Here is a 21240-nt window from a genome sequence, read left to right as displayed (position 1 = left end):
AAATATATGTTAAATATATTGGTGCTTATTGTTGATTTCTGTTGCACGTTGTTTTCGCCATGTAAACGGAAATATTGCAAAATAGAGTGGTTTTAGAACTAATAACTGTTTATCAATTGGGCGAATTGACTGTTAGGTAATCAAATAGCTAGCGCTCATCGCAAAATAAGCCTGATTGAGTTGGTTTTTTGAACTTTGTTAATGAACTGCTTGGAAGAGATAACTCCTAGATTTGTAGTGTTCACGGAAAAGAAACGAAAAAGTTACACTTTTTGACAAAAACCACTTGAGTTCTTTTTCTGAAAAACTTATAGATGGAGGAAAGCAATTTAATTTTTATACATGGAGAGTTCGAGATGAGAGTAGGTCTAGTTGGTTGGCGCGGTATGGTTGGTTCTGTACTGATGCAACGTATGGTTGAAGAGCGTGATTTCGACCTGATTGAACCTGTTTATTACAGTACATCTCAAATCGGCATCCCAGCCCCTGTTCTAGGTGGCAAAGATGCGGGTTTACTGCAAGACGCATTCGACATTGAAAGCCTAAAACAGCTGGACGCGGTTATTACTTGTCAGGGTGGCGATTACACATCAAAGGTATATCCAGCGCTGCGCCAAGCGGGTTGGAAAGGCTACTGGATTGATGCGGCTTCAACTCTGCGTATGGATGCTGACTCTATCATCACTCTTGATCCTGTTAACTTGGCTCAAATCCAACAAGGTATTCATGGTGGCACCAACACGTTTGTTGGCGGTAACTGTACTGTGAGCCTGATGCTTATGGCTCTAGGCGGCCTGTATGAAAAAGGCATGGTTGAGTGGATGAGCGCAATGACGTACCAAGCCGCTTCTGGTGCAGGTGCGAAGAACATGCGTGAGCTTATCTCTCAAATGGGTGTGATCAACGACAGTGTAAGCTCTGAACTTGCGAACCCAGCGAGCTCTATTCTTGATATCGACAAAAAGGTAGCGGACACCATCCGTTCAGAATCTTTTCCTACAGACCAATTTGGTGCGCCACTTGCTGGCTCGCTCATCCCATGGATCGATGTGAAGCGTGAAAACGGCCAGAGCAAAGAAGAGTGGAAAGCAGGCGTTGAAGCGAACAAGATTCTTGGCCTAGACGGTCAGCCAATCCCAATCGATGGTACTTGTGTACGTATCGGTGCGATGCGTTGTCACGCACAAGCGCTGACTATCAAGCTTAAGCAAGACGTTCCAATGGATGAAATCGAAGAGATCATCGCAACGCACAATGACTGGGTTAAAGTGATCCCTAACGATCGTGACATTACAGCTCAAGAGCTAACGCCGGCGAAAGTAACAGGCACTATGTCAGTACCAGTAGGTCGTCTACGTAAGATGTCTATGGGTAACGATTTCCTAAATGCATTCACAGTTGGTGACCAACTACTATGGGGTGCAGCAGAGCCTCTACGTCGTACTCTACGCATCATCCTTGCTGAGAAAGCGTAATAAGAAAGAGTTTTCTGTTTTGAGGCGAGATGGGCGCTGTCCTTTTAAACTCGTCGCTTAATGAGAGTCTAAAGCCGATGTTCATACATCGGCTTTTTTGATCGCCGATGGCGGGTTTATCTAAAGTCCAATTTGTTTAGATACAAATCTTGTCCTTTACGCCACAAAAAACAAAGATCCCCAACTCGCTCGTCCCTCACTCTTGAGGATGACGAGAGTTCGCGTCCAAACCAACGTCGTTTCCAATACTGACGAAATGTAATCGTGGAAAACTTAGTTTTTAGTAGGCAAGTAGAGATATCTCTTGAATAGGATGGTGATTCGTTCACTCACTTTGAATGATGATAGGAGATTATTTCTAAACTAATGTCATTCCCGATAGCGACGAAGGAGCGTAGTCGGGAATCCCGTTTTGGCTCAGTGAACCAACATCAAAAAGGGTGACAATGAATGTCACCCTTTCTAGTCCCCTGATATCTTGTTATCCGGCTCTAGGAACTACTCTTAAATCCCTTCGCATCTCGATACCCGAATCTCGTATCTGCTTTTAAATCCCTTCGCATCTCGCTACCCGAATCTCGTATCTGCTTTTAAATCCCTTCGCATCTCGCCACTCGAATCCCGCATCTGCTCTATTCATCCTCAACCACAACCCGTTTATCTGGGTCAGCCAACTCACTACCACAATGCTTACAGTGCATCGCATCCGAGTCATGCCCGGAACGATTACAATTAGGACACTTGACCAGCTCTTTGTGGGCGTTCATCTCATTACTCAGTTCAGCAGTAATGATACCTGTTGGTACCGCTAGAATTGAATAACCCAATAGCATGGTCAGTGACGCAATAGCTTTACCCAGTACCGTCTGTGGAACCATGTCGCCATAGCCGACGGTAGTGATGGTGACGATCGCCCAGTAGATACTTTGTGGAATACTGGTAAAGCCATTATCAGGGCCTTCGATAACAAAAATCAGTGAGCCAAAAATGGTCACTAAGATACCCACTGTACTGAAGAAGATCAGGATCTTACGTCGTGCCATCAACAGCGAACGCAAAAGGATATTGGAATCTTGTAAGTAGCGAACGAGCTTTAGGATACGGAAGATACGCATTACACGAAGAAGCCTGATCACACCCATGAACGAGGCACCTGGGAAGAGTATCGCTAGATAGGTTGGCAGAATCGCGAGTAGGTCGACCACGCCATAGAAGCTGGTGGCGTAAGATTTCGGCTTTGGTGAGCAGTAGAGTCTTAAAAGATACTCAATGGTGAATAGTGCGGTAAAGGTGTACTCAATGTAGCGAAGCTCTTGTGACCAAGCTGTCATGACGTTAGGTAGTGACTCGAGAATCAAAACCACTAAAGACGCAATAATGGCAACAATCAGCGAGATATCAAAGATACGCCCTGCTCGGGTATGTGTACCAAAAATGATGACATAGAGGTGATGCTTAAGAGAGTGTCGAGGCATAGTTGTAAAAATGTGCTTATTGTAATGACTTGGTAAACATCATACTCGGATGAAATAAATGAGGCGAGTGAAAGCCCATGCTTTACTCGCCTCGATAGCGTTTTTTAGTGTCGGTTAAACGTTTTCTTTATTACGCCAAACCTGGGAATAGGTTGCGAAGACCGTTGGCAATGAACTCGATACCCAGTGCACCAAGAATCAGACCCATGATACGGGTGATCACGTTGATGCCTGTTTGGCCTAGGAAGCGCACAATCACGGGTGCAGAACGGAACAGTAACCATGAACAGGTTGCAAAAGCGACGATGCTAATGCCAATACCCACAGTATCAATGGCCGCTGGGTAGCGAGAGCCGTAAACAATGGTTGAACTGATCGCACCTGGACCTGCCATGAGCGGCATCGCAAGAGGTACTACACCGATTTGCTCTCTGCTTACGTATTCTGACTTCTCTTGTTTGTTCTGCTTATCTTCACCTAGCTTACCGCTCATCATTGAAAACGCGATGCTAAGAAGCAGTAAGCCACCCGCCACTCGGAATGAATCTAAAGAGATGCTGAACATGTCCAACAGCATTTGTCCGGCCACTAATGACACAATCAATATAACTGCTACTGCGACGTTAGCTTGTAGTGCCGTTCGATTCCTCTCTTCTGGCGGCATATGGGCCGTGAGAGAAACAAAAACAGGCATGATGCCGATAGGGTTTACAGCGGCGACAAGCCCAAGGAAGAATTGCAGAAAGATTGCGAGTTCTAAACCTTGCATGAGAGCGATCTCCAGTTAGCGTTAATAGTAAAGTGAGTTTGATCTGACCTATATCAGAGTGCGTAATGTAAGGGACAAATTCAAAGAGCGCGAATGAAAAAAACTAACCTGAAATGGGGGCTGTTTTTTAGAAAAACTAATTGAGTAATAGATGTGTAATTTGAATGTTGCAGGATGTTCTTTGGTGTTTCATGTTGTAACTTGATTTGGTCTAAATGTTATCTCGCGCACGCTTTTAATAAAAATTATGACAGTTTCTCCCCCGTTGCAACGGGATGGATATACTCTCAGTAGCACAGTTTTTGCCGTGTACATGTAAGTAAGCTGATTAAAAATGAAACTTTTTTACAGAATATGACATTAATTAGAAAAAAATTATCCGTTTGCTTGTTTTTTGTTCGAATGTAAATTGTGATTTTAGTCTATATAAATCATGGCTTTAACGACATTTTTGCGATTGCCTTACCACTTATTGGTTAATTCCTTTTGGGTAACTGATCTGGGTCAATTTTTTTCACACACTGAAATAATATACTCAGTTCCGAAAGCAATTTACTAAGAACGCTGTTGGCAACCGAGTAATGACACAGTGAAATTAATAAAAAGTTTTTAATATTTATTATTTTAGGAGATCCACCATGCCTGTAACTAACTTAGCTGAACTAGATGCTCTAGTAGCACGCGTTAAAGCAGCACAAGAAGAGTTCGCAACTTTCTCTCAAGAAAAAGTAGATGCAATCTTCCGCGCAGCTTCACTTGCAGCTAACCATGCTCGTATCCCGCTAGCTCAACAAGCGGTAGCAGAATCTGGAATGGGTATTGTTGAAGATAAGGTAATCAAAAACCACTTCGCATCAGAATTTATCTACAACAAATACAAAGACGAAAAAACGTGTGGCATCTTAGAAGAAGATGACAACCTAGGTACAATGACTATCGCAGAACCTGTAGGTATCATCTGTGGTATCGTACCAACAACTAACCCAACTTCTACTGCGATCTTTAAGTCTCTTATCTCACTTAAAACTCGTAACGGCATCATCTTCTCTCCACACCCACGTGCGAAGAACTCTACAAACGATGCAGCTAAACTAGTTCTAGACGCAGCAGTAGCAGCGGGTGCTCCAAAAGACATCATCGGTTGGATCGACCAACCATCTGTAGAGCTTTCTAACGCTCTTATGAAGCACGACGGTATCGCACTTATCCTTGCAACTGGTGGTCCAGGCATGGTTAAAGCAGCATACTCTTCTGGTAAGCCAGCAATCGGTGTAGGTGCAGGTAACGTTCCTGTAGTTATCGATGAAACAGCTGACATCAAGCGTGCTGTAGCTTCTATCCTTATGTCTAAGACTTTCGATAACGGCGTAGTATGTGCTTCTGAGCAAGCAGCTATCGTAGTTAGCGAAGTATACGACGAAGTAAAAGAGCGTTTCGCATCTCACAAAGCTCACGTTCTATCTAAAGCTGACGCTGACAAAGTACGTAAAGTACTTCTAATCGACGGTAACCTAAACGCGAAAATCGTAGGCCAACCTGCTCCAGCAATCGCTGAAATGGCTGGTGTTAAAGTTCCTGCAGACACTAAAGTGCTTGTTGGTGAAGGTCTAGGTAAAGTTTCTTACGATGACGAATTCGCTCACGAGAAACTATCTCCAACTCTAGGTCTATTCCGTGCTGACAACTTCGAAGACGCAGTTGCTCAAGCGGTAACTATGGTTGAAATCGGTGGTATCGGTCACACATCTGGTCTTTACACTAACCAAGACGTTAACGCAGACCGCATCCGTTACTTCGGTGACAAGATGAAGACTGCACGTATCCTTGTAAACATCCCAACTACTCACGGTGGTATCGGTGACCTTTACAACTTTAACGTAGCACCGTCTCTAACTCTTGGTTGTGGTTCTTGGGGTGGTAACTCTATCTCTGAGAACGTAGGTCCTAAGCACCTTATCAACAAGAAAACTGTAGCTAAGCGAGCTGAAAACATGTTGTGGCACAAACTACCTAAGTCTATCTACTTCCGTCGTGGTAGCCTTCCAATCGCAATGAGCGACCTAGAAGGTAAGAAACGCGCATTCCTAGTAACTGACCGTTTCCTATTCAACAACGGTTACGCTGATGAAGTAGTTAAACTGCTTAAAGAGCAAGGCATCGAAGTTCAAACATTCTTCGACGTAGAAGCGGATCCAACACTATCTGTTGTTGAGAAAGGTGCAGAAGCAATGAAGAGCTTCCAACCTGACGTTATCCTAGCTCTAGGTGGTGGTTCACCAATGGATGCTGCGAAGATCATGTGGGTAATGTACGAGCACCCAGAAACTCACTTCGAAGAACTAGCAATGCGCTTTATGGACATCCGTAAACGTATCTACAAGTTCCCTAAAATGGGTAAGAAAGCTGAGCTTGTATGTATCACTACAACGTCAGGTACTGGTTCAGAAGTTACTCCATTCGCGGTTGTTACTGACGACAAGACTGGTGCTAAGTACCCACTAGCTGACTACGAAATCACGCCAAACATGGCTATCGTTGATGCTAACCTAGTAATGAACATGCCTAAGTCTCTAACAGCATTCGGTGGTTACGATGCAGTAACTCACGCTCTAGAAGCTTACGTATCTGTTCTTGCTAACGAATACTCTGATGGTCAAGCTCTACAAGCACTTAAGATGCTTAAAGAGTACCTACCATCAAGCTACGCGAACGGTGCAAACGACCCAATCGCTCGTGAGAAAGTACACAACGCAGCAACTATCGCTGGTGTAGCATTCGCGAACGCATTCCTAGGTGTTTGTCACTCTATGGCGCACAAGATTGGTGCTGAGTTCCACCTACCACACGGTCTGGCGAACGCACTACTAATCTCTAACGTGGTACGTTACAACGCGAACGATAACCCAACTAAGCAGACTGCATTCTCTCAGTACGACCGTCCACAAGCACGTCGTCGTTACGCTGAAGTTGCTGACCACCTAGGCCTAAGCCAAGCTGGTGACCGCACTGCTCAGAAGATTGAACGTCTACTAGCATGGCTAGACGAGCTGAAAGGCGACCTAGACATTCCTAAGTCAATCAAAGAAGCGGGTGTTTCTGAAGCTGACTTCGTAGCTAAGCTTGATGAGTTAGCGGTAGAAGCGTTCGATGACCAATGTACTGGTGCGAACCCACGTTACCCACTAATCACTGAGCTTAAAGACGTACTACTAGCGTCTTACCACGGCCAAGCTTACGTTGAAGGTGAAACTTTCGAAGGTACTACTGTAATCCTTAAGAAAGCTGACCAAAAACCAGCAGACGCTAAAGCGCCTAAAGCTAAAAAAGAAAAAGCTGACGCTTAATTAGATTCAGTTTTGAGATAGATTTTCGCTAGCACGTAAATCTACAATCGGGAAAAGAACAAAGCCCCAGTCGAGAGACTGGGGCTTTTTTTGATCAGAATTGAAACTAACAATTTCACTGAAGCTGACAGGAGCTTTTACTTATCATGATTAGCGAAGCTAAGTTAGTATACTCACGGATCAAATTGAGCTATTCGGCACTTTCATGAGAATAAAAGTAAAGCGTTTCTGTTGTTGCCTTACCGTCAGAAGTTTGGTCGCATAACGAATTACCACTACGTATCACATAGGTGTCGATATATAGGTCACCTTGTAATTGAGTCCAATCTAAGCAAAAAGGCTTAAAATTCCCAGACACTTTTGATTTCGCACCGGTTCTGTAGCGAAAACGAGCATATGCTTGTCCTGAATCGAACTTCACTGACGTACTGTTTGATTGGAGTTCTCCGAACTCGCCATATTTCCACTTGAATGTAACGGTTCGTGGTTGCCCCAGCGCAATATATTCATTCTCAGTTAAGTCTAAAGTATAGTAACCCACTCGTTTCAACCCATCTTTAACCATACTGACATTTGGTTGGATGTCTGGAGATACTGCTTGAGGCTTTGAGTTGACCTTTTTAAGACCACTCGATGGCAGCTTAAAGACAGAGGGTGGATTACCCTTACCACCAATCCTATTGTGACAAAAGGAAGTTTTTGGTTCGAAATAGTGGTCTGCGCCTCCTTTTTCCCTAATATGTATCCCAGAGATACACGGTTTTGCCACCGGTGTTGTTCTTGAAAATTCTTGGTGTTCTGAAGTGACCCAAGTTTTGAGCGTCTGGTCGTGTCTAAGTTGCCACAGAATGTTTGTAACACTATAGCGATCATTATCTTCTTGCTGCTTAAACTCAATGCCTCCCTTTCTTAGTTGACCGTCCATGCCGTGATCAGTTTTGTACTGTGTAGAAAAATATATGGATTCAATAGTATCAAGAACTGAAGGAGGTGGTGGCGGTGGAGGAGGTGGTTCATGTGGATCAAGAATGATTATTTCACCTTTATCTGGATCTATTTTACCCGGAGAGCCTGGTTCGCCAGGGGTACCTGGGATAATGTTACCGTCTGAGTCCAGGGCATAGGCGGCAAGTAGCCCGACAACCTCTGTATCATCATTGACTGTATCAGGTAGGCTTGCTCCGGGAAGGTGCACTAGTTGAATCTCTCTTTCAGTGAGGTATTCATCTTTATTGCCGTCATCAACAAAGACGGGATAAAGGTTATCTCCTTGCAACATCCCTTGTGATTTTGCATAGCGAAGGTTTTCTTCTGTCGGCAATAGCCAGTGGAAGTTATCTGGTACGTTGTAGTTATCTGAAACCATGTCTGCACGGTATTGCTCCGCACTGGTGTTCATCACTAAGTCGATAAACTGCTTGAACGTGATGGGTTCTTCGCCAAAAACATAGCCAAATTCTTTACAATCCTCGGATGGTATATTTTCTTGTGAACATCGTGAATAAGGATAATTATTTACGTATTCGATATCCATTGCCCCGCCGCCTGAACCGCCAGATTTAAAATCTCCTTGAACTCCAGCATTGGTCGAGAATGATATAGGTATTCCAATTAAAAGTGGCAGTATGGATGTACGTGTGAAAGTGTTACTTCTCATTATTTCTCCTGCTTTTATGAAGGTGAACTTGTTGATAAATATCTGATCAACTATTCCGGCTTGTATATGTTTATGTGCCTAATAGTCATATTTTTTAATTAAAATTAACGCTGGGTCTATTTGTTGTTTATAAAAAACTCGTATCTTTTTTAATTTAAATTTAATGTTTTTAAGGTTTGTTTTATAAACTGCGATTTATGGGCTTCTATTTTATATAATCTTTGCTTGTAATATTAATAAACTAAAAATAACCTCACTAAACCCTTTAAAGTCACATATTGAAAGTACTAGTATAAGAAATGAGCTTAATGATATTTAAGTCTGTTTAGGTTAAGTTTTAGAATATTTTAAAGATAACTCAAATAGTGTTGGTATGCTATACCATGTTGTGGTTTGGTATTGGCTGAATATGTATTTTTAATGCAAACTACCTCTTTAGGGTTGATCTAAAATATCATTAGTAATAAAGTAAATAGCGTCCTGTTATTAATTACTAAATTGTTATTAATAACGATGTGGCTTTGTCTTTAATCGCATTTTTGTAATTAGTAAATCTTGTTGTTCTTATGGTTGATTAGCTCTCATTGCCTATGAGTAGTGACGGATTTAACGTAATAAAAATTCGTATTAATGACTGGTTTGTAATTTAGCTTAATTTAAGGGCTGCTAATGTTTGTAGCCCCATTAAAATACAATTATAAGTTCAAGGAGAAAGTAGTGAACCTGAATAAAGGTCGAGTTAAAAACTCAAAGAAGAAAAATCAAGGTATTGCATTGATAGAAATGCTTATTGTGATTGGTATTATTGGTCTAATTACAGCGGGTATTGTTGCGCTTTCGACATCGGTATTTCGCAGTATGGATGAATCAGATGTGATCGCAAATTTAAGTACAGTAAAGGTAAAGCTACAAAAAGGCTATAAAACTCAAGGAACTTACACTGGCCTTGGCGGTGCATCAGGTGCAACGAGTTCGCTTCTAGAACGTGCAGATACGTTGAATCCGTTTGGAGCTGATTTTGTATTTGGTCCTGTAGAAACAAATGGGCAAACGGATGGTGGTGCAGCAATAAAAGTCGCAGGTCTTAGTTTAGATTCGTGTCAAAATATCTTAACAACTATTGATGATAGCACCTTTGAATATATCGCTCTTGAAACTGGAGGTGCTGGCACGGCTCCTACAGTCCTAGCTACAACTAGTGATATTGCTGAAGGCGGTATTACCGGCTTGGCGGAGTTTGTTGTAGGTGGTGAGGTAGAAATTGATAGAACTGTAGATGAAGTCGATACGAGATGTACTACAGCCGCAGAAGATAGTAATGCAATGCTAGTAGTTGGTTTTTATTAACTGATGAATTTCTAGTTTATAAGTGCTCTACTGTTAGAGCACTTAATTCAATTTGCACCCAACCCGTAATCCGGAATTAATATGAAAAAATTAATAACTGTAATTCTGCCTTTACTCATATTAGGTTGTTCTACCAGCGAATATGTAGAATTGCCACAAAACTCTGAAACGCAGCAGCGTATTGATACAGAGCTAGATAAGAGTAAAGAGAGAAAAACAAACTATTTAGAAGTGGTTGATCACTCGATGCTATTTGAGCCAGGAAATGAATTCCAGATCAATAGCTTTTACAAAGATGAAGATATCAGCTTTAGCTTTACAGACAAAGCTACCGTACAGATGATCATTGAAGAAATGAATGCTCTTCTTCTTTATCAAGGTAACTACATCAATAACTGTTTAACCGAAGATTCAGAAAGTGGTGGCAGCAACGATAGCTCGAATGCTATTACTGATGCACTTGGTTCTCTGCCGTTAGCTGGTGGGGCAGCAATGCCTCAAGAATCCACTCAACTGAGTGAGGACTATAAAAAGTTTATCTATGATGGGAAGTTATCCGGCCTCTTTAAATCCTTAGAAAATATATATGACGTATCGGTAAAATTTTATGACGACCAATACGTAGTATCACGCTGTAGTATGGAGAATATCCCACTTGCTGGCTTGCTATCGTCAATGGAAGCGAGCTTAGAAACAGCATCTAATTCGGCAGGTGGTAGTGGGTCTTTCTCTGGCTCAATGGATCTTTCTTATGATCTTAAAGCCTCTCTAATGGAAGAGGTGGAAATGCTGCTTTCTGAGGAGGGGACAGTCAGAGCCAATAATACGACAGGGTCGTTACTAGTTGTCGAAAGACCATCCTATTTAAGACAAGTGAAAAGACTTGTCGATGATTACAACCAAGTACTAGAGCAACAAATTTTGCTTTTAGTCACAGTGTTGCGCTATGGGGACAACGATGTCAATAAGTTGGGTTTAGATTGGGATTCGATAATTACGAGTGGTTCAACTTCAATAATTCCATCTTCGTCATTTAGCGATAATATCGCCGGTCTTGATTTAGGCTTTAAAAAAGATGGTTCTTCAACAACCGATCTAATATTACGCAGTTATTTCAACAATACGCATTCACTGCTTTCTACTAAAGCAGATTTGCTCACTCAGAATGGTGTTCCTACCCCATTAAGTATTGCTAAAGAGCAAAGTTATATTTCAACCGTAACAACGGAATATGACAAGGATTTGGATAGGGAGATTAGGGAAGTCGGAACCGACGTGATCAACGAAGGTTTTAACATGATGTTCAAGGCATTGGCGGTCAACGATAAAATATCGGTAACCACCCACATTACCCAAAATGAGTTAGTCGGATTAACCGAAGACCAAGGCATTACGCTTCCAACCGTATTCAATCGTCAGTTTTTACAATCATTTCGTGTAAATAGCGGCGATGTGATTCTGCTCGCTGGATATGAAGAGAATAGTGCTAGAACCAGTGACAGTTCAGCGGCTCCAGGAACCATTATCTTTGGTGGTTCTAACAACCGAGACCTAGACCGCAGCAAGATAGTTATTTTGATCGAACCAAGGGTGATATAGGAAATATTATGAAACTCGCGAAACTATGTATTCTACTATCAGCCTTGTCTGCTGGTACTCATGGGCAGTCTGCCGAAAACCTTTATACAGTCGTTAGGGGCGATACTGCGTCTCAAGTTGCATTTAACCATCAGCTGACTTTGTCCCAATTAGCCAACCAGAATCCACACTGGGTTGAGAGTGTAAAAAGTAATCTAGACAAGCTATTTATCGGAACCAAGTTAGATGTCTCTTTACCAAGTCATGGTAATGATAAACAACCCATTTCCGAGGAGAAAGCCGATCTCGACATCGCTGGAGAGGGAAGTCAGGCAGTAGAAATTGTCTCGAGTGAAGAGCTAAATCACTATATGAAATATACCGTAGTGAGCGGAGACACGGCATCTGAGGTTGCATACTCCCACCAAATGACCTTGCAGCAACTGACGGATGAGAATATGGCTTGGGTTGAGCAAGTAGGTGGTAATATTGACCTATTACCTATTGGTACACGACTCAATGTTATATCCCAAAAATTAGCGCCGCCTGTCGCAAAGAGCACGCTAAACGAGATAACAGGCGATGCGAAACAAAAAGTAGAAGCGGAAGAGCCAGTATTTCAAGATACACCGTCCGTTCCAGGTGAGAAAAGTAACGGTAAGACGAGCAAAACAGCTGAACTCAATCAGGCTGATGTTAAATCAGAGATTACTAAGCCAATCAATTTAGAGCCAGTTGTCGTTGAAACATCAGTGGTAGCAAGCAAGCTGATTGACTCTCAGCCGGTAGAAGCTAAAAAACAGGCGCGGGCTATCTCGTCTTTTAAACTTGCAGAGAAAAAATCGTTTAAAAAGCAGTTCCTTAACTGGTGTCGTAGCGAAGAGTTGAAGTGTATTTGGGAATCTCAAACTGATTTTAAAGTTGCTGCTGATTTGGAATACAAGGGCAATACTGCAAACCAAATTGTTGAACAAGTCGCTGAAGATTTATATCTGAACCAATCTAGAACAAAAGTTCGCTACTACAGCAAGAATGATGTGTACCGCGTTTATGACTAGTATTTTTGCTTATTCTATCATTTTTATTATTGGCTCAACTTTATATAGCTTTCTGCAGTGTATTAGCGAGCGAATCTTTATATACAAGTGGCCTATTCTATTTTCTTTAATTTCAAGTTCGCGTTGTGATCTTTGTGGACACAAACTTTCGATAAAAGAATACTTTCCTTTGCTATCGACGATGTACCTCAGAGGGAAGAGCCGTTGTTGCCATCGTTATTTAGATAAAAAATATCTCTATGGTGAGATTATTTCAGGAGCACTTTTATGTACAGGTGTATATTTGTTACGATTCTAGCTATATTTTCTTCTTTTGAATTAACAGCAGAAGAAGTGCAGGGTGTAAATAAGAAAATAGACACAATGCAAGTTCATGCGAGTAAAATGGAATCTAAGATAGAACAGTATATAAAATATAATGAAGAAATTGAGAAAATAAGAAGTGAGAAAGCTCGCCTTCAAGAGTATCTTTCTTTGGTTCGACTTAAGATATCTGTTGCCAGTGAAGAGCAAAAATTGAAAGAGAAAACGCAGCCGAAACCTAAGGCTCAACCTGTTAATGTAACTCAACAATTGGCAGCACCGGCTAGACCGATGGCACCTAAACGTAAAGATATGATACCTGAGGTAAACATATTAAGCTTTGCTGAAGTAGGGAATCGTATTAACGGCGTCATTATGATGGATGGGATTCGATATTCATTAAATAAAAAGAGTACTCGTGTTGGTAAGTATAAGTTTGACTATGGCTCTGGCATGTTAGTTGTTTCCACTAAAGATGACAGGAAAGAAGTCTATGTTGAGTAGTAAGTTGAATCTTAAACTCTCTAGGGAAAAAAAGAAGTCAACGATTGAATCACTTTCCACTTTTGAAGATTGCAACATTGAGTATCAAACACGAGTCTATACGTTAAAAGACAGTGAAGTTGTCCCATATTGTGAAGAAAATAGAATAAACAGGAAATTTCTTTACTACTTCAGTTTTGATTCAAATATTGAATGGGAATATAACCAATACTTCACATCGACGAAAGATACCCCTTTACTCATGGCTGTGATCCCAATGATCAAGGATCCTGCACTTGTTAACGGCAACCATTTTTTTATAGTAAAGAATCCTGATGATGAACAGTACTATATATGGGGTATACAAGGTGGAGTTATCTTGACTATTAATGAGGAATTCCCTGCATGTTATAAAACCCGTGCTTTAGCAATAGACAGTATAGAAGTGATCGCTGCGCTAAAAGGGATTAGTGATTACGATGTATTAGATGTTAAACCTGAAGACTTGACTGACAGTGAATTATCACAGTACCGATTTAGACCAGTGACTAAGAGTTTAAGAGAAAAGGTCATTATATCTAGTGCAATCACCTTATCTTTCATTGTTTCTATTTATACAGGTTGGAATATTAGTTTCGGACTTTATTAATGAACATCAGTGTAGACAAAAAAACAGTTAAAATGTGTGTGATTGTATTTGCTATATCTATCACGCTAGTTTTTATATCTAGCCTGTCTAGGTATTTTATTTACGAACGACCAAAGGTGATAGAGAAAGAGAATGAAGTTAAGCGGCAGGCGCTGCTAAAAACGTCTCTAAAGAAAAAGGCCGATATTAGTGTTGATAATAAAATTCGTGAATTTTGTTCTGCAATTGACATGTCAAAAATTGAACCGCTGGTTACGTATTGGGTTTACGGACACTATGAACAATTTCCGGGATGGAATGTCAATAGCGCCCGATGTAATGATGGGAAATGTAACGCAAACCTCAAAGTTTCCTCTTCTGTCCAGGACAAGAAATCAGCAGTGAATGCTATTCGCTTCCTGCTAGATGAGCTGAATGCTAGCTATGACGGTGAAAGTCAGTTCACTTACTCATTTGATCAAAAGTTTACTGCATTGAGTATTAATAACTTTTCAATGGCTTCTGTTGTAGAAACATCGCTGGAAGAAGCTTGCGTAGATAGTCAGCCTCCACTTAGTGATGTGATGGAATTGGTGGATGAAATGAACGGTATTGTCAATTTATACAAAGATGGACAAGTTTACCTTGATATTAAGCCAAAGAAGAATCTTCCATACAGCTATCAAGATATGGTGAAGTTTAATGAGCTGTCAAAAGTACGCTATGTCCAAGAGTTAGATGTTTACACTACAACACCATCTGAGCTTTATAAATTCGTTGATGCTTTTGATACCGTGTCACCTTGGCAGTGGAAAGTAAAAAGCTTCGAGTATCCTCAAAAAAATAGCCATCTTAAAAGCAGCGTTGGCTACAAACTGTCGCTCAACTTAATCGTGCGTGGTTAGTTACATGAAGAGTAGATACACAGGTTTTACATTACTTGAAATGCTCATTGTAATGGCGATATTTGGAATCATCGCAGCAACGCAATTATCGGGTTATACCACCCGGTTTAACCAAAAACTCAGTTATGAATCTGGGGTTCGCATCGCCAATTTAGTCTTAGGTGTCCGAGCAAGAGCTCAGGATACTATCGTGCCTTTAGCTACAGGAGAGTATAACAATTATGTTGATTTTAAGTTTAGTGACTGCGGCAGTACCGAGAACAACGGTATTCCAGAAGATGTTGGTGCTGGTTCACTAAATAGAGATGACTTTCCAGAAGGTACGTTGTTTCTTCCGTGTCCATTTCGACAAACATTTCAAGAGGATGGTATTGAAGTTGTTGGTAATGAGGGTGAAGCGTTAGATGCAGTGACGATTGTCGTTGCGGGTGAGACAGTAACCCTACGAGATGAGTTGGAAGAAGATAGCCCTGCAATGGTTCACACTGGAGACGTATTTAATATTCGTTTAGACATTGGAGGTTTTCTCTATGGTGATGATGACAATCGCCTGACTCAATTAACGAACTTAGTTGATGGTTTCGAAAGCTCCTTAGTCATGAATGGTATTGCTGTCCCTGATCAAGTACAGATTTTTCCATATACGATGCAAGAGATCGAAGCCACATTGGACACGGGTGGAGCTAGGGCTACATTCTTGGAAGTTTCAATTGGTGTTAGACGAGGTGAGTTCCTGCGTGCTGATGGCAGTGTCAACATAGAAGCCGGCTCTCCTTTGTGTTGGACGGTTATGGCACCGGGTGGTGCTCCGGAAGAAGTGTGCCTGAACGTTGCGCTAGATGGATTAAATGATCAAGCAAACATCAACCTCACTTCATCTACTGGTAGAGACATTAATGTTGTTACTCGAAGTCAGGGCCAATTCGTCAACCAAGACGTGGAGGGTAATTTAAGGACCAGCCCTACCATCTATTCTGTTAATACCAATGAGCGCGTCCCTGTACCGGTTTGTCCTGTTGGTACCGTGCCAAGTATTGCAGCTAGTATATCAGGCTTTACTGACTCACAGTTGGCAGATGCCGTTGATGGAAACTGGGGTGATATGGAGACATCTGCCCCGGACTATGGAACATCAAGTGAGGTGGGCTTAGTCGGTGTCGGCTGGAGGCGCGATGGGAATGATTGGGTGATTGAGTCGAATGTCGCCTCGATGGGGACAACAGGTGGCTCTGATTCAACGGCATCGCGATTTAATGTGATGACTTGGTGTGGTATAGCGCGGTAACTACTAAATGATTAAATACGAAGAAATAAAATCAGTCGACCAACTGGGTTTTTATGAGCGAATTGTTACCGATGAGATATTTGGTGATTTTAGGAATGTCATATTGGTTATTGATCCCGAAGATATTGTTTATGCATTCATCAAGACATCAAAGTTCGACAATCGAGAGCTGATTGTTATCAATGACCGACTAAGTTCTGCTGATTTGCCGATAGTATCGAAAGTGTATGAGTGTGCGGACGAGTTTTTTATTCTTGTCCAAGACAATATCTCGCAGTACTTAAGAAAAGACTTTGATACACAAGACAACGTTCTTCTAATGAGTCAAGCGGAGCTAAGAGTTCGCGAATTATTGTCGGGAGCTGTTATTGAGGGAGCTTCTGATGTTCATATTATTCGAGAAAAAAACATTGCCATAGTGAGCATGAGAAAGCTTGGTAGCGTTGTTCCCTACAGCCAGATTCACCCGAATGATTGTGACATGATGATGAGCGTTCTCTATAACGTGAACGCATCGGGTAAAGGGATAGCGTGGAACCGACGAGAGCCACAAGATGCGGTGATCGCGATGGAAATCTCAGGTGTTAACTACACATTTCGTTACGCTCATATGCCAATCCATTCTCTCGATGGTGAGTCTTACCACGTCGTATTGAGGGTACTGGGCGGTAAGAAGAAGCAGGTCGACCTAGATCAACCACAAAAAAGCTATTCGGACGCGATCAAGGCGCTGGGTTTTGATATTCAGCAGATGGCTGCACTGAAGAAAATGTTCAGTCGCCCAAATGGACTTATTGTTGTATGCGGGACAACTGGTTCTGGTAAGTCGACCACAATTAAGGCCATGCTCGAGTGGCTCTATTACGAATTCCACGACAAGAAAATCTCAATGTTAACGGTAGAAGACCCTGTGGAGTATGATATTGGTGGTGCGATACAGACTTCTGTAGTCCGAACGCTGAACTCAGACAAGAATGCCTTTATGCCAGCAATCTATTCAGCGATGAGACGAGATCCAGATGTGCTGCTGATAGGTGAAACGCGAGACCCTCATACTGCTACTGCACTCGTTGATATTGTGGAAGGTGGGCATATCGCGGTATCGACACTGCACGCTTCATCTGTGGTCGGTGCAGCACAGCGTTTATCAAGCCTAGGAGTGAGCTTTAAAAAGCAAGCCTCTGTTGATTTCTGGTCAGGCGTGATTTGTCAGAAGTTGATCAAAGTGATTTGTACAGAGTGTAGTTTTTCTCTGTACAGTGCCGCTAATAAAGGTGTAATGCCGGAAACTATCGCTCGTATCAACCAGTCACTCACGTTAACGTCCGACGATAGAAATACTCTGAGATTCACTAATCCTGAAGGCTGTACTCAATGTGATTTTACAGGCAACGTTGGCCGAAGAGTCGTGGCTGAAATGCTCGCCGTGGATGACCACATATTGTCAGCATTGGCAAAAGAAGACTCATTAGAGCTCTATACTGCATGGGTTAATTCCTATGGGAGCGATAAGGCACTCGGCAAAACTCTGAGAGAAAAGGCGCAAGAGTTAATGACAAACGGATTGTTGTGCCCGATTGAGTTTGAATCCAAGTTTGGCTTTATTGAGTAGGGGGTAAAATGCTATCAAAAATGAAAGTGGGAACCACAAGGTATCTCAGTGTTCAAGACCGCATCTCTTTCTATGATAAGTGTTCATCAATGTTGGAAGAGGGGATTTCACTGTTTCTAGCGATTCAACAGATGCAAGACATTGCTGCTAAAACGCGACACAAAAAGAAAGAGCAGCTCTACGGAAAATGGCTTAAAGAGTTTAAGAAGGGTAGCAAGCTTGAAAAGATATTTAAGGGTTATGTACCAGAAAGCGAATTGATTGTCCTAGCGGTCGCAGAAAAAACCGGTGAACTCGTCGTGGCCTTTAAAGCCCTTAGTGATATGGCAACACTAAAGCAGAAAATAAAAAATGAAGTACTAGCGGCAACGTTGAAACCTTTGTTTAGTATCGCTGTTGCTATCGGTGTGGTTGTGTTCTTCTCTATAAAGGTGTTTCCCGTTTTTGAACAAGCGATACCTTTAGATAAGTGGCCAACGATTTCAAGCACAATGTATTCGATGGGTAAGTTCTTCACCTCGTATCAAAGTATATTTATGGTTCTGGCTATTTTGGTTTTTGTTTTTCTGCTGCGTTATTACTGCGTCTATTCTAAGTCGCCAATACGCATGAAGCTTGATCCCTTACCTCCGTTTTGTACACATAAGAGCATCTCGGCGACCTACTTTTTACAGTCCCTTGCTGTTTTATTGTCTTCAGGTGTCTCTCTGATTGAGTCAATCAAGATTATTGAAAGGAACAGTAAAGGATGGATTGAAGACAAGACCGAAAAAATGGCAAAAAACATCCGTAAGGGTCAAGCATCTCATGACATCATCAATGTTGGTCTGTTTGATATCGAGACGATGGCGGATGTCGCTATCTTCTTAGAGCGCGGAAACATGGGTAAGAATATCGCCAAGATAGCTCGAAGAACGGAAGCACGTTTGGACAAGCACTTCAAAAAGCTGGCGACTAATATTAACACTGCAATTCTCGCGCTTCTTGCTGTGCTAACTGGCTGTATCTACTACTCCATATTCATGTTGACTCAACTTATTGGTAAGTAGAACTCTTCTTTCTATATTTACAATTCTGCCGCCACCACTCGGCCGCTGAAGTAGTCGTTAGAAACGATATATTCGGCGGTGCGGGTGAGTTCATCTTGCAGCTGCGCCCAGTGACACTTATTGAGTTTGCCATCGGCATTGTGAATGGCTGGTATGACTCCACCGACTCGTATATTGAAAGGGGTCAGTTCTTTGGCCCAGCTGTGGGTAAAACCTGTGATCATCGAATTGGCGCTCTCTAAGCCAGAGACATCTCGAAAATCATCATGGGAGATCACATTGACTATCACCCCTTGCTTATTGGCTTGTCTGAGCCTGTCTACGCTTGCTTGCCCGAATGAGAAAAGGGTAGAAGCCATAGCGGAAAGGTTATCGATAAAGCAGCTGACGGGTTGTGTTCCGGTGAGAGTTGGCATTGGCGTACTTACCCAATTGTTCACCAGAACATCCGGTGTGGTGCCAAATGTCAGTTGAATAAAATCGAACACCTTGAGTATGGTTTGGCTGTCATAGCGTTCTATTGGGTAGCTATACACTGACGTCGAATAGCGTGAACACAGCTGATAGGTTTCATCTAGGCTTGCACTGTCAATATCACAAAGAATGACGGTCGCACCCAAATTAACAAAATGGTTTGCGATGGTTCCCCCAAGTTGTGACCCAGCGGATGTCACCAAAATGATAGAGCTTTTTATTTCCATTCCTAGACCTAAATGAGTAGTCGTGTTTAGCTAAGAGTGGGTTAAAAAATATACGATTGGTGTGAATTAGCTCAAACTAAGCAGTGAAAATACAGAACTTTATATGAACTTAGTGTCAGCTCACACTTTGTGGGTATGTGCGTGAAATATATCACACTGCTCAATGTTTCCGTGAGGTTAAGCTTGAGCCTGAATATGGAATTGACGTTGAGCGGTGGTGAGGTCGTTGTATAGCGTTGCGTTTGGCAAATCCGCTGGTGGTTGCTTGGCTAACTTGCGACGTTCATGTGTGGACAGGTTATGGTAAACCTCTTCAGGGAAGTCGTGTGTTCCTTCTGGTAGAAATGCCAGCGCTTCAGGAGTGAGGTAGTGGTTCAGTTTGGCACTCGGCAAGCCGCCTTCATGAAAGCCTTGTGATTGCTTGGCTGAAATATCATAAGAAGATTGATTCGAGCGTAAAGGCTGCGGCTCTGCGACACCAAATTGTTGGCGCAATTTACTTTCTGTTGTGTCTTCTACTGACAAAACATCCAGAGGCGTGTTATCACGAACATCATCGGAAAACATAGACAGCAGCAACGCGAAATCGGCACGGCGACCTTGTTCAACCGCTTGGTTGATTCCAGTCCCGAACTTGAGTTCGTTAATAATGACGTTATTGTCGAGTGTGTTTACTTGCATGGTGCCTCTCTTTAGATACACCTATAACGGCAAGCCTTGCTCAAACTTTAGTGCTAAAAGCGATTAAGTAATTGATTGGTTTTATTTTAATCAGGGAGGAAGTGTGGGAGTCAAAAACAAAAAAGCCCACGCATGCGTGAGCTTTTATCAGAATCAGCTGAATGCCAATTATTTAGCTAGGTTCGCTGCAACGAATTCCCAGTTAACTAGAGCCCAGAAAGCGTTCATGTAATCTGGACGTACGTTACGGAAGTCGATGTAGTAAGCGTGTTCCCATAGGTCAACAGTTAGAAGTGGAGTAACACCTTCTTCTGTTAGAGGAGTCGCTGCGTTAGACGTGTTAACGATCGCCAGAGAACCGTCAGCGTTCTTAACAAGCCAAGTCCAAGAAGAACCGAAGTTGTTGATTGCTGAATCAGTGAATTTTGCTTTGAACTCTTCGAAAGAGCCGAATGAAGCGTTGATTGCTTCTGCAACTGCACCTGTTGGTTCACCGCCAGCTTTAGGAGCTAGACAGTGCCAGTAGAAAGTGTGGTTCCAGATTTGAGCTGCGTTGTTGAATACGCCACCAGTAGAAGTCTTGATGATCTCTTCTAGTGTTTTACCTTCGAACTCAGTACCAGGGATAAGACCGTTTAGCTTAACAACGTAAGTGTTGTGGTGCTTACCGTGGTGGAAATCTAGAGTCTCTGCAGAGATGTGTGGTTCTAGTGCGTCTTTCGCGTAAGGTAGAGCTGGTAGTTCAAATGCCATTGCTCAATTCTCCATTGATATGAAAGAGTTACCTCTTTCGATTGCTTCCAGTGTTATTTATTATTCATAGCTTACTTTTTGCAGGCTACGGTCAATTTGCTGACTTGCGATATAGTTTAGCAAGTTTTTACTTTATT

18 protein-coding genes are annotated in these 21240 nt (G+C 42.1%); 12 read left to right on the top strand and 6 right to left on the bottom strand.

Annotated features, from left to right (window positions below):
* The first annotated feature begins 356 nt into the window (after nt 1-356).
* Nucleotides 357-1475 (top strand): aspartate-semialdehyde dehydrogenase, encoded by a 1119-nt coding sequence (gene asd, locus KI655_RS05320; protein ID WP_285402422.1) that lies wholly within the window; start codon nt 357-359, stop codon nt 1473-1475.
* A 632-nt stretch (nt 1476-2107) separates the two neighbouring features.
* On the opposite strand, the gene KI655_RS05315 is transcribed toward asd, so the two are convergent.
* Nucleotides 2108-2950: an ion transporter gene (locus KI655_RS05315; protein WP_285402420.1), complete on the bottom strand. Its 843-nt coding sequence runs from the start codon at nt 2948-2950 to the stop codon at nt 2108-2110.
* 130 nt (nt 2951-3080) lie between these two features.
* On the bottom strand, nt 3081-3719 hold the full coding sequence (locus tag KI655_RS05310; protein WP_032551978.1) for a YchE family NAAT transporter: 639 nt from the start codon (nt 3717-3719) through the stop codon (nt 3081-3083).
* A gap of 638 nt (nt 3720-4357) precedes the next feature.
* Here KI655_RS05310 and adhE point away from each other — a divergent pair.
* Nucleotides 4358-7063 (top strand): bifunctional acetaldehyde-CoA/alcohol dehydrogenase, encoded by a 2706-nt coding sequence (gene adhE / locus KI655_RS05305; RefSeq protein WP_285402417.1) that lies wholly within the window; start codon nt 4358-4360, stop codon nt 7061-7063.
* Between the two features lie 190 nt (nt 7064-7253).
* On the opposite strand, the gene KI655_RS05300 is transcribed toward adhE, so the two are convergent.
* Nucleotides 7254-8720: a hypothetical protein gene (locus tag KI655_RS05300; protein WP_285402415.1), complete on the bottom strand. Its 1467-nt coding sequence runs from the start codon at nt 8718-8720 to the stop codon at nt 7254-7256.
* 669 nt (nt 8721-9389) lie between these two features.
* Between KI655_RS05300 and KI655_RS05295 the strand changes: the two genes are divergently transcribed.
* The 10 genes from KI655_RS05295 (at nt 9390) to KI655_RS05255 (ending at nt 18968) form a co-directional block, all read left to right on the top strand.
* Complete coding sequence (locus KI655_RS05295; RefSeq protein WP_285402413.1) at nt 9390-10067, top strand: prepilin-type N-terminal cleavage/methylation domain-containing protein; 678 nt, start codon at nt 9390-9392, stop codon at nt 10065-10067.
* An 81-nt stretch (nt 10068-10148) separates the two neighbouring features.
* Entirely contained in the window at nt 10149-11666 is a 1518-nt protein-coding gene (locus KI655_RS05290) for a hypothetical protein (RefSeq protein WP_285402411.1), read from the top strand.
* Nucleotides 11667-11674: 8 nt separating this feature from the next.
* A complete protein-coding gene (locus tag KI655_RS05285; RefSeq protein ID WP_285402409.1) occupies nt 11675-12703 on the top strand; it encodes a LysM peptidoglycan-binding domain-containing protein in 1029 nt (342 codons plus the stop codon).
* On the top strand, nt 12678-13001 hold the full coding sequence (locus tag KI655_RS24155) for a prepilin peptidase (RefSeq protein ID WP_373417272.1): 324 nt from the start codon (nt 12678-12680) through the stop codon (nt 12999-13001). The genes KI655_RS05285 and KI655_RS24155 overlap by 26 nt, the downstream gene beginning before the upstream one ends.
* On the top strand, nt 12971-13510 hold the full coding sequence (locus tag KI655_RS05280; RefSeq protein ID WP_285402407.1) for a hypothetical protein: 540 nt from the start codon (nt 12971-12973) through the stop codon (nt 13508-13510). The genes KI655_RS24155 and KI655_RS05280 overlap by 31 nt, the downstream gene beginning before the upstream one ends.
* Nucleotides 13500-14138, top strand: a complete 639-nt coding sequence (locus KI655_RS05275) for a hypothetical protein (RefSeq protein WP_285402406.1) — start codon at nt 13500-13502, stop codon at nt 14136-14138. The genes KI655_RS05280 and KI655_RS05275 overlap by 11 nt, the downstream gene beginning before the upstream one ends.
* The gene (locus KI655_RS05270) at nt 14138-15022 is read left to right on the top strand and encodes a hypothetical protein (RefSeq protein WP_285402405.1); all 885 of its coding nucleotides are present in this window, start codon (nt 14138-14140) and stop codon (nt 15020-15022) included. Before KI655_RS05275 ends, KI655_RS05270 begins: the two co-directional genes overlap by 1 nt.
* A 4-nt stretch (nt 15023-15026) precedes the next feature.
* A complete protein-coding gene (locus tag KI655_RS05265; RefSeq protein ID WP_285402404.1) occupies nt 15027-16307 on the top strand; it encodes a type II secretion system protein in 1281 nt (426 codons plus the stop codon).
* 7 nt (nt 16308-16314) lie between these two features.
* The gene (locus tag KI655_RS05260; RefSeq protein WP_285402403.1) at nt 16315-17919 is read left to right on the top strand and encodes a GspE/PulE family protein; all 1605 of its coding nucleotides are present in this window, start codon (nt 16315-16317) and stop codon (nt 17917-17919) included.
* A gap of 8 nt (nt 17920-17927) precedes the next feature.
* Nucleotides 17928-18968: a type II secretion system F family protein gene (locus tag KI655_RS05255; protein WP_285402402.1), complete on the top strand. Its 1041-nt coding sequence runs from the start codon at nt 17928-17930 to the stop codon at nt 18966-18968.
* A gap of 17 nt (nt 18969-18985) precedes the next feature.
* Here the strand turns inward: KI655_RS05255 and KI655_RS05250 are convergent, their stop codons facing one another.
* The 3 genes from KI655_RS05250 to sodB all read right to left on the bottom strand — a co-directional run bounded on the left by KI655_RS05250 (nt 18986) and on the right by sodB (nt 21103).
* On the bottom strand, nt 18986-19669 hold the full coding sequence (locus KI655_RS05250) for an SDR family oxidoreductase (RefSeq protein ID WP_285402401.1): 684 nt from the start codon (nt 19667-19669) through the stop codon (nt 18986-18988).
* 177 nt (nt 19670-19846) lie between these two features.
* Nucleotides 19847-20350, bottom strand: a complete 504-nt coding sequence (locus KI655_RS05245; protein ID WP_285402400.1) for a VC2046/SO_2500 family protein — start codon at nt 20348-20350, stop codon at nt 19847-19849.
* A 168-nt stretch (nt 20351-20518) separates the two neighbouring features.
* On the bottom strand, nt 20519-21103 hold the full coding sequence (gene sodB / locus KI655_RS05240; RefSeq protein WP_285402399.1) for a superoxide dismutase [Fe]: 585 nt from the start codon (nt 21101-21103) through the stop codon (nt 20519-20521).
* Nucleotides 21104-21240 lie beyond the last annotated feature (137 nt).

Origin of the sequence: Vibrio sp. D404a (assembly GCF_030248535.1) — a bacterium.
Lineage (GTDB): Bacteria > Pseudomonadota > Gammaproteobacteria > Enterobacterales > Vibrionaceae > Vibrio.
Note: the sequence above shows the minus strand (reverse complement) of the source record. Positions and strands in the feature narration are given on the sequence as shown.

Bases quoted from the DNA above. Each gene is read 5' to 3' on its own strand.
- asd (WP_285402422.1), top strand. From the start codon at position 357: ATGAGAGTAGGTCTAGTTGGTTGGCGCGGTATGGTTGGTTCTGTACTG.
- KI655_RS05315 (WP_285402420.1), bottom strand. From the start codon at position 2,950: ATGCCTCGACACTCTCTTAAGCATCACCTCTATGTCATCATTTTTGGT.
- KI655_RS05310 (WP_032551978.1), bottom strand. From the start codon at position 3,719: ATGCAAGGTTTAGAACTCGCAATCTTTCTGCAATTCTTCCTTGGGCTT.
- adhE (WP_285402417.1), top strand. From the start codon at position 4,358: ATGCCTGTAACTAACTTAGCTGAACTAGATGCTCTAGTAGCACGCGTT.
- KI655_RS05300 (WP_285402415.1), bottom strand. From the start codon at position 8,720: ATGAGAAGTAACACTTTCACACGTACATCCATACTGCCACTTTTAATT.
- KI655_RS05295 (WP_285402413.1), top strand. From the start codon at position 9,390: ATGTTTGTAGCCCCATTAAAATACAATTATAAGTTCAAGGAGAAAGTA.
- KI655_RS05290 (WP_285402411.1), top strand. From the start codon at position 10,149: ATGAAAAAATTAATAACTGTAATTCTGCCTTTACTCATATTAGGTTGT.
- KI655_RS05285 (WP_285402409.1), top strand. From the start codon at position 11,675: ATGAAACTCGCGAAACTATGTATTCTACTATCAGCCTTGTCTGCTGGT.
- KI655_RS24155 (WP_373417272.1), top strand. From the start codon at position 12,678: ATGATGTGTACCGCGTTTATGACTAGTATTTTTGCTTATTCTATCATT.
- KI655_RS05280 (WP_285402407.1), top strand. From the start codon at position 12,971: ATGTACAGGTGTATATTTGTTACGATTCTAGCTATATTTTCTTCTTTT.
- KI655_RS05275 (WP_285402406.1), top strand. From the start codon at position 13,500: ATGTTGAGTAGTAAGTTGAATCTTAAACTCTCTAGGGAAAAAAAGAAG.
- KI655_RS05270 (WP_285402405.1), top strand. From the start codon at position 14,138: ATGAACATCAGTGTAGACAAAAAAACAGTTAAAATGTGTGTGATTGTA.
- KI655_RS05265 (WP_285402404.1), top strand. From the start codon at position 15,027: ATGAAGAGTAGATACACAGGTTTTACATTACTTGAAATGCTCATTGTA.
- KI655_RS05260 (WP_285402403.1), top strand. From the start codon at position 16,315: ATGATTAAATACGAAGAAATAAAATCAGTCGACCAACTGGGTTTTTAT.
- KI655_RS05255 (WP_285402402.1), top strand. From the start codon at position 17,928: ATGCTATCAAAAATGAAAGTGGGAACCACAAGGTATCTCAGTGTTCAA.
- KI655_RS05250 (WP_285402401.1), bottom strand. From the start codon at position 19,669: ATGGAAATAAAAAGCTCTATCATTTTGGTGACATCCGCTGGGTCACAA.
- KI655_RS05245 (WP_285402400.1), bottom strand. From the start codon at position 20,350: ATGCAAGTAAACACACTCGACAATAACGTCATTATTAACGAACTCAAG.
- sodB (WP_285402399.1), bottom strand. From the start codon at position 21,103: ATGGCATTTGAACTACCAGCTCTACCTTACGCGAAAGACGCACTAGAA.